The sequence below is a fragment of the Pseudoalteromonas sp. 0303 genome (assembly GCF_013349995.1).
Classification (GTDB): domain Bacteria; phylum Pseudomonadota; class Gammaproteobacteria; order Enterobacterales; family Alteromonadaceae; genus Pseudoalteromonas.
Genome location: NZ_JABVXF010000006.1, coordinates 124,396 through 140,834, shown reverse-complemented (window position 1 = coordinate 140,834; position 16,439 = coordinate 124,396). Strand labels below are relative to the sequence as shown.

General features: G+C 43.5%; 12 protein-coding genes. 3 read left to right on the top strand and 9 right to left on the bottom strand.

Annotated features, from left to right (window positions below):
• Window positions 1-5: 5 nt before the first annotated feature.
• The 3 genes from HUS62_RS06355 to HUS62_RS06345 are packed head-to-tail and all read right to left on the bottom strand — an operon-like array spanning window position 6 to window position 4,645.
• Entirely contained in the window at window positions 6-1,058 is a 1,053-nt protein-coding gene (locus HUS62_RS06355; RefSeq protein WP_175078919.1) for an efflux RND transporter periplasmic adaptor subunit, read from the bottom strand.
• Window positions 1,048-4,335, bottom strand: coding sequence for an efflux RND transporter permease subunit (locus tag HUS62_RS06350; RefSeq protein ID WP_175078918.1), 3,288 nt, complete (start codon window positions 4,333-4,335; stop codon window positions 1,048-1,050). Before HUS62_RS06350 ends, HUS62_RS06355 begins: the two co-directional genes overlap by 11 nt.
• 7 nt (window positions 4,336-4,342) lie before the next feature.
• Window positions 4,343-4,645 (bottom strand): metalloregulator ArsR/SmtB family transcription factor, encoded by a 303-nt coding sequence (locus tag HUS62_RS06345; RefSeq protein WP_062564815.1) that lies wholly within the window; start codon window positions 4,643-4,645, stop codon window positions 4,343-4,345.
• Window positions 4,646-4,778: 133 nt separating this feature from the next.
• Here HUS62_RS06345 and HUS62_RS06340 point away from each other — a divergent pair, with 133 nt between their 5' ends.
• Complete coding sequence (locus HUS62_RS06340; RefSeq protein WP_054562832.1) at window positions 4,779-4,967, top strand: DUF2892 domain-containing protein; 189 nt, start codon at window positions 4,779-4,781, stop codon at window positions 4,965-4,967.
• 1 nt (window position 4,968) lies between these two features.
• A complete protein-coding gene (locus HUS62_RS06335; protein ID WP_054562833.1) occupies window positions 4,969-5,313 on the top strand; it encodes a rhodanese-like domain-containing protein in 345 nt (114 codons plus the stop codon).
• Here HUS62_RS06335 and HUS62_RS06330 read toward each other — a convergent pair.
• The 6 genes from HUS62_RS06330 to HUS62_RS06305 all read right to left on the bottom strand — a co-directional run bounded on the left by HUS62_RS06330 (window position 5,310) and on the right by HUS62_RS06305 (window position 14,574).
• A complete protein-coding gene (locus HUS62_RS06330) occupies window positions 5,310-5,852 on the bottom strand; it encodes a PH domain-containing protein (RefSeq protein WP_054562834.1) in 543 nt (180 codons plus the stop codon). The genes HUS62_RS06335 and HUS62_RS06330 overlap by 4 nt on opposite strands.
• 98 nt (window positions 5,853-5,950) lie before the next feature.
• Entirely contained in the window at window positions 5,951-10,267 is a 4,317-nt protein-coding gene (locus HUS62_RS06325) for an alpha-1,6-glucosidase domain-containing protein (RefSeq protein WP_175078917.1), read from the bottom strand.
• A 22-nt stretch (window positions 10,268-10,289) separates the two neighbouring features.
• On the bottom strand, window positions 10,290-13,184 hold the full coding sequence (locus HUS62_RS06320) for a TonB-dependent receptor (protein ID WP_175078916.1): 2,895 nt from the start codon (window positions 13,182-13,184) through the stop codon (window positions 10,290-10,292).
• A 187-nt stretch (window positions 13,185-13,371) separates the two neighbouring features.
• Window positions 13,372-13,989, bottom strand: coding sequence for a LysE family translocator (locus HUS62_RS06315; protein WP_175078915.1), 618 nt, complete (start codon window positions 13,987-13,989; stop codon window positions 13,372-13,374).
• Window positions 13,989-14,168 carry a DUF4177 domain-containing protein gene (locus HUS62_RS06310; RefSeq protein WP_054554414.1) on the bottom strand — a complete coding sequence of 60 codons (180 nt, stop codon included), beginning with the start codon at window positions 14,166-14,168 and terminating at the stop codon, window positions 13,989-13,991. Before HUS62_RS06310 ends, HUS62_RS06315 begins: the two co-directional genes overlap by 1 nt.
• A 1-nt stretch (window position 14,169) precedes the next feature.
• Window positions 14,170-14,574 carry a DUF3224 domain-containing protein gene (locus HUS62_RS06305; RefSeq protein WP_054562838.1) on the bottom strand — a complete coding sequence of 135 codons (405 nt, stop codon included), beginning with the start codon at window positions 14,572-14,574 and terminating at the stop codon, window positions 14,170-14,172.
• Window positions 14,575-14,651: 77 nt separating this feature from the next.
• Between HUS62_RS06305 and HUS62_RS06300 the strand changes: the two genes are divergently transcribed.
• Window positions 14,652-16,424 carry an ABC transporter transmembrane domain-containing protein gene (locus HUS62_RS06300; protein ID WP_175078914.1) on the top strand — a complete coding sequence of 591 codons (1,773 nt, stop codon included), beginning with the start codon at window positions 14,652-14,654 and terminating at the stop codon, window positions 16,422-16,424.
• The last annotated feature ends 15 nt before the right edge of the window (window positions 16,425-16,439 follow it).

Sequence of the window (16,439 nt, the reverse complement as noted above, 5' to 3'; positions counted from 1 at the left end):
GAAAATTAATAATCAACAGCCAGCACATCACCCGGGTTTAAACCTGAAACGATGTGCTGCTGTCCATTGACCATTTCGCCAAGGCGCACATAGCGGCGCACTATCTGATTATTTTCAAGTAAATAGACCATACTCAATTGGCCATATTGATGTACCCAGCTTGACTCAATCAACACCCCTTTTTCAGTGGCGAGCGGTAATTGTAATTGCGCATAAAGCCCAGGCATTAATCCAGTTTGCGCATCTGTTTCTAAACGGATTTCCATACTACGCGCAGCACTATCAGCAACAGGCACAATTTCTGTCACTGTGGCAGGCATTGACGTAGATAAAGCAGGTAGTTTAACCGTTAGAGTTTGACCAACATTCAACTTAATTGCTTGTTGTTCTCTGACATTAAATGCTAATTGCAATTGTTGTGGGTTATACAGTGCGAGTAATGGCGTGCCAGGAGTTGCTGTATCGCCAGGCTCTGCAAAACGCTCAACCACGACACCTGAAATCGGCGCTTTAATTTGCGTAAAACTCAGTGCAACTTGCGCTTGTGTTTGCTGCTGCTTAGCAATCGCAAGGTTCGCCGTTAAATTATCGAACCTTGCTTTTGCATCGTCGTATTCACTAACAGATACCAAGCCTTGCTTGTATAAATCGTTAATACGCTTTAGTTGTTTCTCAGCTTGAGTCAGCGATGCATTAATAGCATTTATTTGTGCTTCGCTTTGAGCAAGCCCTGCTTTAAAGTCATCTTGCTGCAAGGTAATTAGCACGTCACCTTGTTTTACAGTATCGCCAGCGCGTACATTTAAACGCTCAACTTGTGCCATTACACGAGAAGAGATTTGCGTATTTTGTTTTGCAATCACGGTGCCCGGTACAACTTCATCACGAGCAATATTTGCCAGTGTCACTGTCACTAACTGGCCAGTGTAATCATTTGCCGATGGGTTTTTCATGCCTGCAGCTTGCTTATCAGAAAAACTGCCTGCCATGTAAAGTACCGCCACAATAATCACTGATAACGCGACAATTGAACCAATAAGTTTTGATTTACCCTGCATGAGCTTGTTCCTCTTTGGCTGCATCCTTTGCAAACACTAAATAATAAACCAGCGGCACAACAAATAATGAGAACAATGTTGATGCCACAATACCAAAAATAATTGCGATCGCTAGACCGCTAAATACTGGGTCTAGGGTGATCACTAAGTTACCTAATAAGGTGGTTCCCGCAGTCAGTAACACAGGGCGCATACGCACGGTGCCTGCGGCGATTAAAGCCTGTTTAATTGCCATACCTTGGCCGCGAGCTTGATTAATAAACTCAACTAAAATAAGTGAGTTACGAACCACAATACCGGCAAGTGCAATCATGCCAATCATGGCTGTTGCAGTGAATAACACCGGCTCTGGAGCACCAGCAATGCTGCGCTTTCCAAATTGATTTAATAGCCAAAAGCCCGGCATGATCCCTATTACGGTTAATGGAATAGCCGACATGATGATCAGTGACAAACTCGCAGAGTTTGTTTGAATGCGTAAGATGATGAAAATTGCAGTGAGCGCAAACGCAAAGGCAATCCCCATATCTCTGAATACATCAATGGTAATTCGCCATTCACCTTCACCACTAAAGGTCACGTCAGTGCCAGCAGGTAATTGCCAAGCTTGGCCACCACCATTGTTGAAAAAATGCCTACTTTGCCAATCTGTTTGGCTAAATTCGTCAGCGCTGATGCCTAAGTCGGCATTAACGTCAGCAATAATTTCAGCGGGTGTACGACCATTTAGCTCAGCCATAACATATACAACATTACGCTGATCTTTACGCATAATTGGCTTGGCAACCTCTTGATGCTGAAATTCACCTAACTCAGATAGCGCCACCAGCGGCCGCGGTGCACTTTGCAGCCCAAATTCGTCACTGGTTTTTGCAAGCTCCCTATCGCCACGCACTTGTAATGCCAGCAATTGAGCAAATTGGTTACGGTCTTGATATGGTAGTTGCAGTTTAATATCGACAGGATCTGTTTCGCCGCTAACATATAACACCCCAACATTTTGCCCATGCGAGGCAATGGCTAAGGTCTGGGCAATATCTTGCGTAGACACCGCCGACAATGATGCTTTACTTTTATCAGTAACAAAACGTTGTAACGGCGCATTGGCAGCAATACTAGTATCAACCTCAACCACATGCGGCTCTTGTTTTAACCTTGCTGCAACGGCAAGGGCTGCTTGATAGTGAGTGCCTGTATCAACAAATGGCTCACTGTAAACTTCGGCCACTAAGGTACTTAAAACCGGCGGACCTGGTGGCACTTCAACCACTTTAATTACAATGCCATCGGTTGCCAGTGGCGCTAATGCCGCTCGCAAGCGCATGACCACGCCATGAGATTGATGATCACGCTCAGTTTTATCGAGCAGTAATACTCTGAGCTCAGCTAAATTAGCAGCTTCACGTCGATAATAGCCACGCACCATGCCATTAAAGTCCATGCTTGATGGCTGACCAACGTAGGCTGCCGCCTCGCTTACTTCACTTAATTGCCAAGTGATGGTTTGTACTTGTCGAGTGAAAGCGGCGGTTTGCTCAAGGCTTGTGCCTTCTGGCATATCAATTAAAACTTGCAACTCGTTTTTATTATCAAACGGTAATAGCTTTAGAGGCACTGCACGCATTACGGGTAACATGGCACTGGCGATAAACAAAGCTAATGTGGTCCATAGAACGAGTTTGGCGCGGCCTTTAGACTCAAGTAATGGCGATAACATGCGCTCGTATAAACTATGCGGGTTAGCTTCTAGTTGCATGCTGTCATCGACTGGCGCTTTAAGTAATTTCATGGCTAACCATGGCGTAACAAAAAATGCCACTATGGTTGAAACCATCACACTGACCGGCACATTGAATGCCATCGGTGCCATATACGGCCCCATCATGCCGGTGATAAACGCAAGTGGGATAAATGCCACCATAATGGTCAATGTAGACATAAACAGCGCCACACGAATTTCGCTCATGGCATCAACTATGCGTTGTTTTTTATCGCCTTTTTTTGTTAAAAAGCGACTTATGTTGTCTATCCCAGTAATGGGATCATCAACCAATAGACCTAAAGAAAGTATTAATGCAAACAGCGTGACTCGGTTAATCGTATAGCCAAAGGCAAAATCAAGTGTCAGGGTGATGCCGTAGCAAATAGGTACCGCTAGCCCCACAACAATCGCTGGTCGCCAACCTAAAAATACGCCAACAAAAATAACCACGGTAAATACCGCAAACACTAAGCTCGATGTAAGGTTATTTACTTTTTCATTCGCGGTTTGGCCATAGTCACGCAGTACGGTGTAGCCCAGTTCATCTGGTAGTAGATTAGCCGATAAGCTATCCATCATGCTGTGCACTTCATTGGCTACAGCTACCGCATTGGTACCTGCTTGTTTAGCGACACTAATTGTGACTAAAGGAAGTTGTTGCTGATTATCTGATTTAGCCAACCATTGATAACTTTGTGCTTCGCTTGGCCCATCACTCACCTCGGCGACATCACTTAGGTAAACACTCTTACCATTAACCACATTGACAACAAGCCGTTCAATCGCAGATTGAGAGCGTAAAACATCACCCACTTGTAAGGCGATTTGCTGCTTACCCTCAACAACGCTGCCCACATTCACTAATTGGTTAGATACGCTAAGCGCATAATACACATCAGTAAGGGTTGTTTGATGTGCAGCAAGGGCACTTGCATCAAGGTTAATCGTTAATTGACGAGTTCTACCTGCAATCACTTTCACTTCGCTGGTATTTTCGATGCGCTGTAAACTGTTAGCGATTTCGTTAGCAAAGCGGGTTAGTTGATAGTCATCGTAAAGTTTTGGATCTTTACTAAATAAGCCCAGCATCACAATGGGTACATCGTTCACTTCAACCGGACGTATTTGCCATGAGCTGATCACTGACGCCATCGTGTGTTGATAGCTATAGAGTTTAGCGTAAGTGTCGAGGATGGCTTGCTCACGGTCGTGACCAACTTCAAAGCGAAGAGTGACAACCGCAGCATTACTTTGTGTAGTCGAGTAAATATGCTCAACGCCCGTCAATTGCGCTAATAACTTCTCCAATGGTTCAGTTACTAGCCTAGCTACTTCTGGCGCTTCGACGTTTGGCGCTGCCACATATATATCAAGCATAGGAACCACAATTTGCGGCTCTTCTTCACGAGGGGTTTGCTTTAATGCCATTAAACCAAGCAGCACCGACATAATAAAAATAATGACGGGGAGGCGGCCGCTCAAGCTGTTTTTTACTGCATTATCGATAGCATTCATTGCTTAACTACCTTTTGCAAAATAAACCATGAAGGGTTTCAAGAATTGCCATAACACTTTTATCGACCACGCGATAATAGATAGTTTGGCTTTCACGTCGAGTAGCAACTATCTGAACTTTTCTCAGCGCCGCTAAGTGTTGCGATAATGCTGACTGCGCCAATGGCACAGCTTCGTTTAATTCGCTCACGCTCATTTCACCATCTTGCAGCGAACATAAGATCATCAAACGATTTTTATTCGCCAATATCTTTAGCATTTGCTCTGCTTGTTCCACATTGTCGGCCATAGCCGCAAAATCGATGTTCATAATCACACTACTCTATATTCTTAAAATACCGCTAAAGTATAGATTGATATATTAGAAAAGTCTAATATTAGAATTTACTAATGTAGTATTATCTAATATATTAAATACATCACTCTGTTATCGAGGTCTTATTATGAAACTAAATGACGCGCTTCGCTTAATTGCTGGTGTAATGATCTGTATTTCATTGTTGCTACAACAGTTTCACAGTCCGCTGTGGATTTGGTTTACGGTATTTATTGCTCTAAACTTAATTCAATCGGCATTCACTAAGTGGTGCCCAATGATCACCATTTTACGCAAACTTGGCATGGAGGATTAGTATGCTGACCCCAATTCCTGACTTAATGAAAATTATTGCCCCAAACCAGCGCCGTATTAGCGCTGACCAAGCAAAACAAGAATTAAGCGAAAACCACGGTTTATTAATAGACGTACGAGAACCTGCTGAGCACGCAACTAAAGCAGCAACTGGTGCAATTAATATCCCACGTGGTGTACTTGAAATGAAATTAATGGAAATTGAAAAAGATCCTGCAAGACCCATTTACTTACACTGCGCAAGTAGTGCCCGCGCCACACTCAGTGCCGAAGCTCTGACTCGTGTTGGTTACGAAAATGTCACTGTAATCACCTGTAATGCCGAACAAATTTGTCAGGTGTTTTAACGCTTTTCATCTAATAGCGTAACTAACATTTGCTCAATGTTTTTTACGCTGTAGGTAAGTGAGCGCAGCAGTTCTAACTGAGTATCTTCAGGTTGATGTTCAACCTTAGCACTGCTGCTTTGAGTCATTTCATCTTTTTGTTTCAAGATTGCTTCGCGAAACTTCTCAGCATCAACCACTCCGAGCAATGATACCAATGCACCTTGTCCTGATTGACCTGCCGTTTCAAAGCTCAGTCTATAAAGACCAAATTGACGCATTAAAGGACCTTGGCTTAGTGCTACATCGGTTATTTTTTCAAGTGGGATCGATTTTTCTTCTTTAAAGAAGACACCACGTTTTACCACTAACTTACGCGTTAACAATGTGGCTGACATCGCCGCTAAAATACGCCCTGCCACCAGCCAGATTATTAACGCAACTATCGGAATGAAAGGGATCCCTACCATACTAATCACACAGGTAAAAATACCCAGTAATAACCAATATTGTTTTACTTTTGGATCAAAGCTAGCACTCGTTAAACTGGTTTCTGTCATCATAAGCTCCTTGATAGAGAGTTATGACAGTATACAAACTTTTCATTAAATACAAAAAAAGCCGAGCAAAGCCCGGCTTAAGGGTACTGCAGGGAAAGCTATTCCACTGCTTCAACCGTCACTGTTAGTTTACTCAGATCAGGTCCTTGCACTATAAAAAGATAATCGCCAGCAGCTGCAATACTCAGAGCGATATTGGCGCCAACGGCTTCTAGTAAAGCCGCTTCGCCAAGCACAGCAACAGGAGCATCACCACTGCCACCGTAATCCACCGTATTCCAGTCTTCAGAAGCGACTTTGAACTCATAGTCACCAGCTTCTAATGTCATGGTGGTACTGTACATCGCATCACCAGCATAAATCAGTGGATTATCTGTGCTCCAATCATTTACGCTACCACGTAAGTACACTTGAGTTTCGCCAAACATTTCTGCATTGAATACAGTCATAAGTGGTTCTTCAAGGTTACTGGCATCAAACACAAACTGATATTGACCATCACTTGCAATATCCATTGTCATATTTGCGCCTTTTACTGCGAGTAGTTTTTCAGTACCCACTGTAACCGCTGCACTACTTTCACCTGAACCATAATCCACTGTGTTCCAATCTTCAGAGGCCACTTTGAACTCATAGCTACCCGCAGTTAACTGTTTAGTGAAGGTGTAAACACCTTTACCTTGATACATCAACTCATCACTGGTACCCCAATCGTTTAAGCTACCACGTACATAAATTGCAGTGCCAACAAATGGCTCTTCGTTATAGACCTTAAGCACTGGGTTATCGCTGTCTGTGGCATCGAATGAGAATACATAAATAGCATCCATTGCCGCCGTAAAGGTCATATTGGCACCACTGCGTGTCAATGGCTCATCTTCGCCTTCGATCACTTCAGCGACATCAGCAGAAAGCGCACCAAAATCAACGGTAGACCAATCTTCAGAAGCCACTTTAAATTCATAGCTACCGGCTGTTAGAGGAATCGCAATTTTGTACTCGCCATTACCTACATATTCAAAGCTATTTGCCGTACCCCAGTCATTTAACGAGCCACGAACATAAACTGTTGTGCTACCAAACGGCACAATATCTGGCGCACCCACAGTCGCATCGGCACTTAAGCCTTCACCTTGTGCATCACCTTGTGGTTTCACAAACACAGCAACAGTATATGGCGGAACATTAAAGGTACCTTCGCCTTCACCAGCTATAAAGCTTGCCGCTGACATACTTGAGTCAACACTTGCTTTTAAAACAGGATGAAGCTCAAAACCCGCAGCCGTTGATACCGTATGCGATAAGCTTTGCTCAGTGCCGTTCATCACTACGACAATGGCATCGTATTGGCTATCTAGATCAGTCAAACCAACACCATCATCGATACTCATCACGACTAAGCCTTGCTGTTGACGCTTACCAATATTGTGGAAGCCAACGCGGTCTAAGATGTCTTGCTCTGTGGTTAAACTAAATAATGGGCTGGCACTACGAATTGCTAAGAACTCAGTAAATACATTACTTGCGTACTCAATGTCGCTAGCCATCGCTTGCGCATTCGTATTTGCTGAAATAGGCGCAATTTCGCCCCACTTCGCTTGGTTATCTTGCGCAGGCGGTAGGCCTACATTCCAGTTGTTGGTTTCTTTACTGAAATCAACAAAGTTGAACCAATCACCAGAATCATAGCTGTTACGATCCATTGATTTAGAACGCAGCATATCAGCACCCATTTGCATAAATGGAATACCTTGGCTCATCAGCGGCATAGCTAAAGCCATATTGTGAACACGTACACGCTCTTCAATACTTAAGTTAGTGCCATGTTTATATTGCAGCTGATCCCATAGTGTTTCGTTATCATGCTTAGAGACATAGTTAATGCTATCAGCCGGATCGAGTGCATAAGCCGCAGGCTGACCACTCCAACTAAAGCTGCTGCCTTTTGCTGAATTACCTTTAAAGTCTTTAAGAATGTAGTTTTGTAAGTTACCTGCCAGTGATAAACGCAACGTATCTTGCTCAGATAAATTGCCATCTGTGGCATTATTACTAAAGAACGCACCACCACGAATTGCTTCACGGATACGGTCATTAAAGGTACCTACTTCAGTGCCTGCCATATCCATTTGTTTAGCTTGCACAAATAAACGGTTATCTGCGACTTCACCAAAGTTCCACCCTTCACCGTAAAAGTAAGTATCAGGGTCAACCGCTTGTACTGCACTAAGCGCGGTCATAATTGATGCTTTTGGCATATGCCCCATCACATCAAAGCGGAAGCTATCGTAACCAAAATCACGGGCTAGAATCACCATAGAATCAGCAACAAACTTATCCATCATGACATGTTCTGTTGCTGTATTTTCACAACAGGTTGAACGCTCGATATCGCCAGTTGTTTCGTTATATCTGTGGTAGTAACCTGGTACCAGTTTATCGAAGACTGATTTATCCCAAACGCCTGATGAGGTCGTGTGGTTATAAACAACATCTAGCACGACACGTAAACCAATTTCTTGTAAAGACTGGATCATCGCACGCGTTTCTTTGACTCGTGCAATACCTTCAGGCGATGAAGCGTAAGAGCCTTCAGGTGCAATAAAATGATGCGGATCATAACCCCAGTTAAAGCTATCAACACCACGCATTGCATTGGCAAGTGCTTGAGCATCATCAGAACCTGGTAAATATGACGCCATTAAATCAACTATCAATGCGCTCTTATCTTCGGTTTTACATGCATCGGCATCATCGTCAATGCGGCTACATAAATCACCTAAGGTTGCAGTGATATCAACACGCTGACTGGCATCTTCATCAATGGTGCCAATATCTGTCAGTGGTAGTAAATGGAAATGGGTTAAGCCATTATCTGCCAGCTTTTTGAGATGTTGCATTGGTGCACTATCAAGCTCAGTAAACGCAAGATACTTACCACGGTTTGCTTCACTGACGGTTTCATCACGTACACTAAAATCACGCACATGACCTTCGTAAATGACCGCTTGCTCAGGGTAATCAACTGTTGGCACCATACGCTCATCCCAACCGGTCGGTTTAGTATCTTCGTCATCAAGGTTAATCAATTGGCTATATAAACCATTGGTTGAAACGTTTAATGAATAGGGGTCAGTGCTCCATAAGCTTTCAATTTGCTTAGTCGTCGGATGATAAACATCAAACATAAAGCGGTAGTAATGGCGATCGTGACTGATATCGACATTGCTAGACCAAATACCCGTTGCGCTATCAAAGGTCATAGCAAGTTGTTCAAGCTCTGTTTTATCAGCATCATACAGCGCTAATTTCATATTGCTTGCAGTCGGTGCCCATACCGACACATCAATGCCATTATTGGCGTAATGCACACCTAGTTGTGCTTCATTAGCGTCACTTTCGCCACTGGTGTATAAGTCATCGAGGGCTTTAGCGGTTTGCACATAAGTTGCTTCTGTTAGCTTGCCATCAGCATCATAGCCCGCAACAACTAATTGTTGTTTAATAAGCTCTTTTGCAGCGGCTGCATCCCAGTTACCTTGGTATGCATTCCATCCAGCAAGGTGCGGCACTTTAGCGATTTGTTCATCGCTTAAAGATGTCGATGTAAGCTCAACCACTTGACCATTTAACTCACCAGTATCTTCATCGACAGCTAAATCTGCACTGTTTGATGAGTGTAATTTAATGATGCTTGTCAGCTCATTACTTGGCTGGTAAATCATAGTTGATAAATCAATCCAATGCGCTGAAGCACCAGAAATACTCACAGGGCGCTCACCTAAGCTAACAATTGGATATTCAAATACTGATGGTTCACCATGAATGGTAAAGTTCATACGTTGGAACTTTTCATCGTCCTGCATCAATGGCATTTTTAAATCAACATCACCAAACGCTTTGCCAGACCCTTCAGTACCAATATGCACGATGAAGTTAGCACACTCGTTGTAACCTTCTTTTAGTTTTACAATCCAGTACGCGCCATAGTTAGGATCAATACCATCGTATTCATGCCCATTGGCCCAATCAGTGGCATCAAACGGCGCTGCGTACGCATCACAGTCATCGTTATTCCATGAGTGTAATCGATAACCTTCGTAGGCATCATCACTGGTGCGGTTATAGAATAAGATGGCTTCGTCGTCTGCAGGGAAAACCACAGGATCAGGCAAAGTGGGATCAGCGCCTACCACGCAGCTTTCATTATTCTCATCGGGTACCGTTGGTGCCGGACAACTAATCGGTGGTGGATCAACACACTCAGTCCCCGCTTCATTGGGAACTTGCGGGACACTACAGGTCAATAAAACTTGCCCAGAATCTATTTCGTTACTAGCGCCACCACCACATGCAGTTAGCAATACCATGCTACATGCAATCAGTAAGCGGCTAAAATTAGCTATTATTTTCATATTATTATCTCCGGCTTACTGATCAATGGTTATAGGTAAAACCTAGATAAAACTGACGACCAAAGAATTGCGTGGTGCCTGTTTTACTGGTTGTTCCAAAGTAGCTTTGTGTTGGTTCATCGGTTAAGTTATTCACTTGTAATAACATGCCGAATGAATCTGTGAACTGATACGATGTTTGGAAATCGACAACCGTTTCCGCATCAAAATTAACTACTTGTTCATTGACAGCAACTTGCTCTGAAACGAAATCATCGCGATAACGCACATTCAAACGTGTTTCAAAGTTTTCATAGCTGTAAAAAAGTGTGCCGTTAAAGACATTGTTTGAAAGGCCAGGCAAGTCTTGCGACACAGAATCACCACCTAAATCGGTAATAGATTGCACCTCACTCTCGGTATATGAGTAACTGGCGTTAATGCCTAAACCTTCAAACGGCGAGGGTAAGAAAGAGAAAACTTGCGTATAGGCAAGCTCAATACCACGAATATAACCGCCTTTGGCATTGTTAACCGCAGTTGTGTACACCCCATTTGTGGTTTCGATTTGCTCACCGCTGACAGGGTCAACAATGTATTCTGGTACGTTAAAGCCATTACCCTTAAAGTCAAAGTTCTCTATGGCTACCGTATCTATGAATGAGTCGATATTCTTATAAAACGCAGCAACAACCAGTGCACCATCGGTGTCTTCAAAGTATTGCTCGTACGAGATATCGTATTGATCAGCATAGAAAGGTTTTAAGAATGGGTTATTAGTACTTGAACCGTTAATTTCGCCGTCATTGTTAACCGATGCACTGGCATCACCCGCTAAACGGTTAATCGGAGCGCGCGCCATCACTTTTGCCGCAGCAAAACGAATTTGTGTCGCATCACTCACTTTAAAGTTCAGATTTAATGAAGGCAGGTAGTCAGTGTATTTAATGCCTAACACGCTTGGTGCATATAGGTCGTTAACAATGCCATTGTCATCAACAATATACTGCGCTCCGAGCTGTGGATCGCCACCGACGTTTTCGAGTACCGTTGCTGATTGATCAGTATCTACTCGGCGAATACCAATATTACCTGTAACGGGTAGAGTGCCAATTTCAGTATCAATGTTAAGCATAAGATAGGCTGACACTACTTCTTCATACACTGAGCCACTTTGTAACATGGTCCATGAGTAGTTAGTGGTATAGCCTTGCGCATCTGGCTCACCATCACCATCTAAATCCACAACACCATCGGCATTACCCCAAGTCTGTACTGGCTGCGGAGTCCCATCAGGAAACCATGCGTTGAGTGCTTTATCTAAATCTATCGCTAGGTATGATGGAAAATAACTAAACTCGCCTTGCCAATCAACCACGGTGGTCATGTCATCGGTAAGACGAAGCGGTGGTTGAGTCGAAGAAAATGCACCATCGTTACCGTATTCAAATACAGAGCGATTATTGCTGTACTCACGGTCAGAATAACGAGCGCCAAATTCAATGGAGCTAAACCAGTTATTCTCTAACTCATACTTAAAATCGAGTCGAAATGCTTTTACTTCATCTTCATTTTCATACGGGTAAATACCGTATTTACTGACCATAACTCGGTCAATATCGCTAAATGCGTCGGCTTGGTTAAAACCTACATCAGGCAAGTTTAAGCCGTTCAATTGATAGTTAAGCGATACATTGGTATCGAACACAGGGTTCTCAACAGTGGCATCTTCTGCTACCAATGCCCAAAGTAAACCATTACGAAAATTACTCTTAGCACGTGATAGCGATAAGTCAGCATTAACATTCAAACGCTCAGTAACTTGCCAATCCGCATTAATGCCGTAGCTGTCTACTTCATCAAAGTCTTGGTTATCATCATTAACGATTTCAACACGGGTAAAGCTATTTGATGTGCGGTTAATTGCACCACCAATCACCGCATTACCGTCAAGCACTGGGTTAGCATACACCGCAGACGGACCACCAAACTTAACCCGAAAACCACGGGCAAATGATTCGCTATCAAAACGTGATAAAAACGCATCACCTTTTAGTTTAAAGTTATCGGTTGGCACCCATTCAATTGAGGTTAAATAACCATTACGGGTTTCTTCCCCACCTAAGTGCTGAAGCTCAAACCCTTCACTAATGTATTCATTAGCAGGATTATCAGCAGGGCCATCGGTATCATTTGCTAGCCCATCAACGTCTTTATTACCGTTATATGCTAAACCGATAAACTGAGTCGCCACACTTGGTTGGAATAAGCGCGCGTAACCCACTGCGACACCTAGCGTATCGTCAAGAAACTTACCTTGGTAAGAAAAGCTAATACGATCGCCATACTCCGTGGCATCAAATACCTCTGAAGCACGGTCGTTATACATACCACGCACATTCGCAGTAAATTTGTGTTGCTGGTCATTATCCAATGGGCTGGCTGTTTGTAGCTCGACTGTACCCGCGACGCCCCCTTCAATGAGCGATGCCTTAGGCGACTTATAAACCGCCGCTGAGCTGATTAACTCAGACGGGTATTGGTCAAACTCAATACTGCGACTACCACTAGTAGATACTTGCTCTCGACCATTTAATGTCGAAAAAACAAATCCACCAGATAAACCGCGAATGTTGATTTCGGCAGCTTGGCCACCGGTACGTACCGCCGAGATCCCCGGTAGACGTGTTAATGCATCTGCCATAGACACATCAGGTAATGCCCCTAAGTCATCAGCTGATAGTTGCTCAGAGACAGTGTCGCTAAAGCGTTTTTGATTTAATGATTGAATTAAGCTGCGACTAAAGCCGCGCACTTCGATTACTTCTAGCTCAGGATCGATTTCCTTTGCTGATGTGCGTTCTTCTTCCGTCGCCGCTATTGCACTATTTGCTGCCACTAAAGCCAGCATAAGCGCACTTAGCTTGAATTTCCCCATTGGATTTCCACCCTGTTGTCGTTGGAGGTGTTGTATTTGTGGTTATTGTTGTTGTCAAAAAACAACCAATAAAGTGTAACCAAAAGGTAAATATTGTGTGATGAATACGTATGCAATAGGAACTTGCTGGGGAGAGCAGCGATCACAACCCTTTTTTATTAGTGATGTAATCGCAATATAGAGGGATTTATAGAGTAATAACGACACGAACAGCTAAGGCAATAAAGATCACCCCTAGCAATTTTTCGAGCCATGGATTTGTCTTGGTGAAACCAAAACGCTTTTTTGATATTTCGGTTAACAGTGCAACAAGTAGATACCAGCCTGTATCAAGCACAAATACCGTTAAACACATGATTAAACCAACTTGCAAAGTCAGGTTTTCTGGGTCAATAAATTGCGAAAACAACGCTAAAAAGAACACCGCAAGTTTTGGGTTTAAAAAGGCAATAGCAAAGCCATCTTGCAGTGCGCTGCGAGGGCTCGGCTTAGTCTGCTCAACATTCAGTGTTTGCGAGCTGGGTTTAGATAACAGAATACGAATACCCAAATATGCGAGATAGGCTGCACCACCATAGACCAGTACTTGATAAAGCATTGGTAACTGAGTCATCAGCGCACCTAAGCCTAGTAACGAGGCACATGCATAAAAGCCAACCCCAATACCGTGGCTCAGCGCCGCTAACATGCCGTTCTTCATACCGCCATGTAAACTATGTTTTAAAACCACTGCTAAACTCGGCCCCGGCGACATTGCCCCCATCACGCAAATTAAAACTAAACTCAACCACTCAGTTAGTGTCATTATTCGTTATTCTCAATTAGTAATAAAACGGATGTTATCTGACCATAAACCCCAGTGGCAGTGGTGATTGTTTTCACTTGCCAGCCAGCTTGACCTAATTCAAACACCCGTTGATTTAATGCATCAATATCGATGCCGCCGAAAAAGCGCTTCTTTTTAAACTCAACTACTTTTTGCATGTTAGTCCATCAGTTGGTATTCAAAGTCATAATGATGAATACCCGATTCAATTCGAATTGCCATTTTACCACAGAGACCTTCAAGCTCTCCTGCGCCAGAGTCAGGCACCACTTCTAAAATCAATCGATCAGCTCCTTTATCCATCGTGCCAAAATGTTGTAGTACAAAACTGCCTTGCTTACCCTCTAAGCTACCGACGACCTGTTCAATCGCTACATAACCTGCACTGCCCTGAGTTGCAGTCATGGCACTGAGCATTTCGCCTTGGCTTGTTGCCTCTAATGGACCTGAAAACTGTTTATCAATCGACATGCGTCCCAGATTTACGCCATCTTGCCCTGTGGCATAGCCGCCAATTGGGTTTAACTTTACGGTGAATTGACCACTGATCGTTGTAGATTCCATACTAATCCCTTAATAACTGTTGATTTTTAGAGCATTGATAACCATATCTATACCCTATTCACCAACAAGAATCTAGCATGTCTAACAATAAAGAAAAGGCCGCATTTAGTAGCCTGTTACCGATTTTAGCTTTTATAAAACCCTATAAATGGATGGTGTTTGCAGCCCTAGGCGCCTTGCTGCTTACGGCCGGTGTTAACTTGTCACTCGGACAAGGCGTTAAACTTGTTATCGACCATGGCTTTATTGCAGGCTCGCAAGCTCAGCTTCAACAAGCGGTGATGGTGTTAATTGGTTTAATAAGCTTATTGGCTGTAGGTACTTTTTGTCGCTTTTATTTAATGTCCTGGATTGGTGAGCGAGTCAGTAACGATATTCGTAAAGCCGTGTTTGATCGCATCGTTACATTACACCCAAGCTACTTTGAAGAAAACCGCAGCGGCGAACTGATGTCGCGCCTAACCACCGATACCACCTTGTTGCAATCTATCATTGGTTCCTCTTTTTCGATGGCATTACGTAGTAGCTTAATGCTGATTGGTGGCTTGGCTATGCTACTTATCACCAACCTAAAGCTAACTCTTGTGGTTGTTGCCTGCGTACCCGTAGTACTACTGCCGATGATGATTTTTGGCCGAAAAGTGAGAAAGCTGGCAAGCTCAAGCCAAGATGCCATTGCCGATATCAGCACCTATGCTGGTGAGATCATACAAAATATTAAAGTTGTGCAAAGTTATAGTCACGAAGAACGTGAAAAAGCAGCATTTAGCGAAGAAACCAACAAGGCGTTTCAAGTAGCGAAGAGCCGTATCAAACAGCGCTCGTTTTTGATTGCAGCAGTTATATTTCTGACCTTTAGCGCCATTAGTGTGATGCTTTGGGTTGGTGGCAGCGACGTATTAGCTGGCACCATGACAGGTGGTGAGCTAGGTGCTTTTGTGTTTTATGCGATTATGGTGGCGATGTCTGTAGCAACTGTTGCCGAAGTGTACGGTGAGTTACAAAGAGCAGCAGGTGCAGCAGCACGGTTATTAGAGCTACTCGCCGTTGAAAGCATGATCAAAAGTCCAGATACAAATTATGATGCACAACTTGAGGCAAACAAGCTTAATCACCCTGCTATTCAGTTTAATGATGTGTTCTTTCATTACCCTTCAAGGCCAGATAAAGCCGCTTTGAATGCGCTTAATCTACAAGTAAAACAAGGGCAAACTGTTGCTATTGTTGGCCCATCGGGGGCTGGTAAAACAACGCTGTTTGAATTACTACAGCGCTTTTACGACCCAAGCTCAGGAAGTATTTCGCTTGCAGGAATAAACATAAAAGCACTCTCTCTTGATTGCTTACGCCAGCAAATGGGGATGGTGGCACAAAACCCAATTTTATTTAGCTCAGATGTAATGCATAACATACGTTATGGCAATCCAAGCGCCAGCGACGAGCAAGTATATGCAGCAGCTAAATATGCCCATGCCGATGAGTTTATTAATCAACTCCCTGATGGTTATCACAGCTTTTTAGGTGAGCAAGGTGTTAGGCTCTCAGGTGGGCAAAAACAACGCATAGTACTAGCGCGCGCAATATTAAAAGACCCTGCCATTTTATTGCTTGATGAAGCAACCAGTGCACTCGACGCACAAAGTGAGTTTCATGTACAAGCTGCCCTTGAGCATCTAATGAAAGACAGAACAACACTGATTATTGCCCATCGTCTAGCAACGGTTAAACACGCCGATGTGATTGTCGTGATGGATAAAGGAGAAATTATCGCAACGGGTACGCATCAGCAATTGTTTGAGACTAACCCATTGTATAAACAATTGTGCGAATTACAGTTTAATCGAGATTAAGAAGGGAAATGTCAG